A 3,128-nucleotide genomic window follows, 5' to 3' on the forward strand; every position below is an offset into this window, starting at 1 on the left:
GATTTAGAGTTAAAATATTACGAAATTTATAATTTAAACTCTAGATTGAAACAAAAATCATGGGATATAAAGTATAATATAACAAAAGAAGATGTTAATAAACTAAAAAAAGAACAGATAAAATTACGCAAGAAAATAAATAAGAAACTAAACAAGAAATTAAAAAGAAACTAATTATTAAGGAGAACACACATGTCTAAAGAACTTTCACCTAAATACAATCCAGCCGAGGTTGAGGCTGGTCGTTACCAAAAATGGCTTGATGCCGATGTTTTCAAGCCTTCAGGCGATAAAAAGGCTAAGCCTTATTCTATCGTGATTCCACCACCAAACGTAACTGGTAAACTCCACCTTGGTCACGCTTGGGACACGACTTTACAGGATATCATCATCCGTCAAAAACGCATGCAAGGTTTTGATACGCTTTGGCTTCCAGGGATGGACCACGCGGGGATTGCGACTCAAGCTAAAGTTGAGGAGCGCTTGCGTGGTGAGGGCATTTCCCGCTATGACCTTGGTCGTGAGAAATTCCTCGAGAAAGTCTGGGAATGGAAAGACGAATATGCCACTACTATCAAGGAACAATGGGGCAAGATGGGGCTCTCTGTAGACTACTCTCGTGAGCGTTTCACTCTTGATGAAGGTTTGTCAAAAGCGGTTCGTAAGGTCTTTGTGGACCTTTACAAAAAAGGCTGGATCTACCGTGGTGAGTTTATTATCAACTGGGACCCAGCAGCTCGCACAGCTCTTTCTGATATCGAGGTGATTCACAAGGATGTCGAAGGTGCCTTCTACCACATGAACTACATGCTGGAAGATGGCTCACGCGCCCTTGAAGTTGCGACCACTCGTCCTGAGACCATGTTTGGGGACGTTGCGGTTGCGGTCAATCCAGAAGATCCTCGCTACAAGGACTTGATCGGTAAAAACGTTATCCTTCCAATCGCTAATAAACTGATCCCAATCGTTGGGGATGAACACGCTGATCCTGAGTTTGGTACTGGTGTCGTGAAAATTACGCCTGCCCACGATCCAAACGATTTCTTGGTTGGTCAACGCCACAACTTGCCACAAGTTAACGTGATGAACGATGACGGAACGATGAATGACTTAGCCTTCGAACTTGCAGGTATGGATCGCTTTGAAGCTCGTAAGGCAGTTGTTGCCAAGTTGGAAGAAATTGGTGCTCTTGTTAAAATTGAAAAACGTGTCCACAGCGTTGGTCACTCAGAGCGTACAGGTGTTGTGGTTGAGCCACGCTTGTCTACTCAGTGGTTCGTCAAGATGGACCAATTGGCTAAGAATGCCATTGCCAACCAAGATACAGAGGACAAGGTAGAATTCTACCCACCTCGTTTCAACGATACCTTCCTCCAATGGATGGAAAATGTCCATGACTGGGTAATCTCTCGTCAGCTCTGGTGGGGTCACCAAATCCCTGCTTGGTACAATGCTGAGGGTGAAATATATGTCGGTGAAGAAGCTCCAGAAGGTGACGGATGGACTCAGGATGAGGACGTATTGGATACGTGGTTCAGTTCTGCCCTTTGGCCATTCTCTACCATGGGCTGGCCGGATGTCGACTCAGAAGACTTTAAACGTTATTATCCAACATCAACTTTGGTGACTGGTTATGATATTATTCCGTTCTGGGTGTCTCGGATGATTTTCCAAGGTTTGGAATTTACTGGCAAGTCGCCATTCAAAAATGCCTTGATTCATGGTCTCATTCGTGATGAGCAAGGACGCAAGATGTCTAAATCCCTCGGTAACGGGATTGATCCAATGGATGTTATTGATAAGTACGGAACAGATAGCCTTCGTTGGTTCCTTTCAAACGGTTCTGCGCCAGGGCAAGACGTGCGCTTCTCTTATGAGAAAATGGATGCCTCATGGAACTTCATTAACAAAATCTGGAACATCTCTCGCTACATCCTCATGAACAATGAAGGTTTGACCCTTGAGCAAGCAACTGCCAATGTGGAAAAAGTTGTTAACAAGGAAGCTGGAAATGTCACAGACCGCTGGATTCTCCACAACCTTAATGAAACGATCGGCAAAGTTACTGAAAACTTTGACAAGTTTGAGTTTGGTGTGGCTGGACATATCCTCTACAACTTCATCTGGGATGAGTTTGCGGACTGGTACGTTGAGTTGACTAAGGAAGTCCTTTATAGCGATAATGAAGAAGAGAAAGTCATCACACGCTCTGTTCTCCTTTACACCTTGGACAAGATCCTTCGTCTCCTTCACCCAATCATGCCGTTCGTGACGGAGGAAATCTTTGGACAAATCTCAGAAGGCTCTATCGTTACAGCGGAATACCCAACTGTTAACCCAGCCTTTGAAGACCTTGTTGCCCACACTGGTGTGGAAAGTCTCAAAGACTTGATCCGTGCTGTTCGTAATGCGCGTGCGGAAGTAAACGTAGCACCAAGCAAGCCTATCACCATCCTTGTTAAGACAAGCGATAGCGACTTGGAAGCCTTCTTTAACAGCAATGTCAACTACATCAAACGCTTCACAAATCCAGAACACTTGGAAATCGCATCAACCATCCCTGCACCTGAACTCGCTATGTCAAGCGTCATCACAGGAGCGGAAATCTACCTGCCACTCGCAGACCTCCTCAATGTCGAAGAAGAACTGGCTCGTCTCGACAAGGAACTCGCTAAATGGCAAAAAGAACTGGATATGGTCGGCAAGAAACTCTCTAACGAACGCTTCGTAGCCAATGCCAAACCAGAAGTCGTCCAAAAAGAACGCGACAAACAAGCCGACTACCAAGCCAAGTACGACGCGACCGTAGCACGTATTGATGAGATGAAGAAGTTGGTGAAATAAATAAAGAAACACGGTGAGAAACCGTGTTTTTTGGTATAATGAAATCAAAAGGAGAACAATAATTTGAGTAAGAAAGCGTTACAACAATTGAAGAGTATATGTAATAAAATTAAAGAAAATATATTGGAACACGATTTATTCAAAATGAACAGAGATGAAGCTATTAAATATTTAATCTCCAGATCTGAAACTGCTAATCTTATTTATGGTGGTGAATTATCTTTAGATATTCAAAATTCTCTGCATTTTATATTACATAATCTGGACGAAAAAGTACCTTTTAC

The 3,128-nt window shown here is 43.4% G+C and carries 1 protein-coding gene and 1 pseudogene; both read left to right on the plus strand.

Features of this window, described 5'->3' with window-relative positions:
* The first annotated feature begins 192 nt into the window (after positions 1–192).
* Positions 193–2,844, plus strand: coding sequence for a valine--tRNA ligase (locus tag D8847_RS10270; RefSeq protein WP_125841473.1), 2,652 nt, complete (start codon positions 193–195; stop codon positions 2,842–2,844).
* A 63-nt stretch (positions 2,845–2,907) separates the two neighbouring features.
* Positions 2,908–3,128 (plus strand): annotated as a pseudogene (locus D8847_RS10275) (hypothetical protein); the annotation flags it as partial.

The organism is Streptococcus mitis, assembly GCF_003942795.1.
Taxonomy (GTDB): domain Bacteria; phylum Bacillota; class Bacilli; order Lactobacillales; family Streptococcaceae; genus Streptococcus; species Streptococcus mitis_BJ.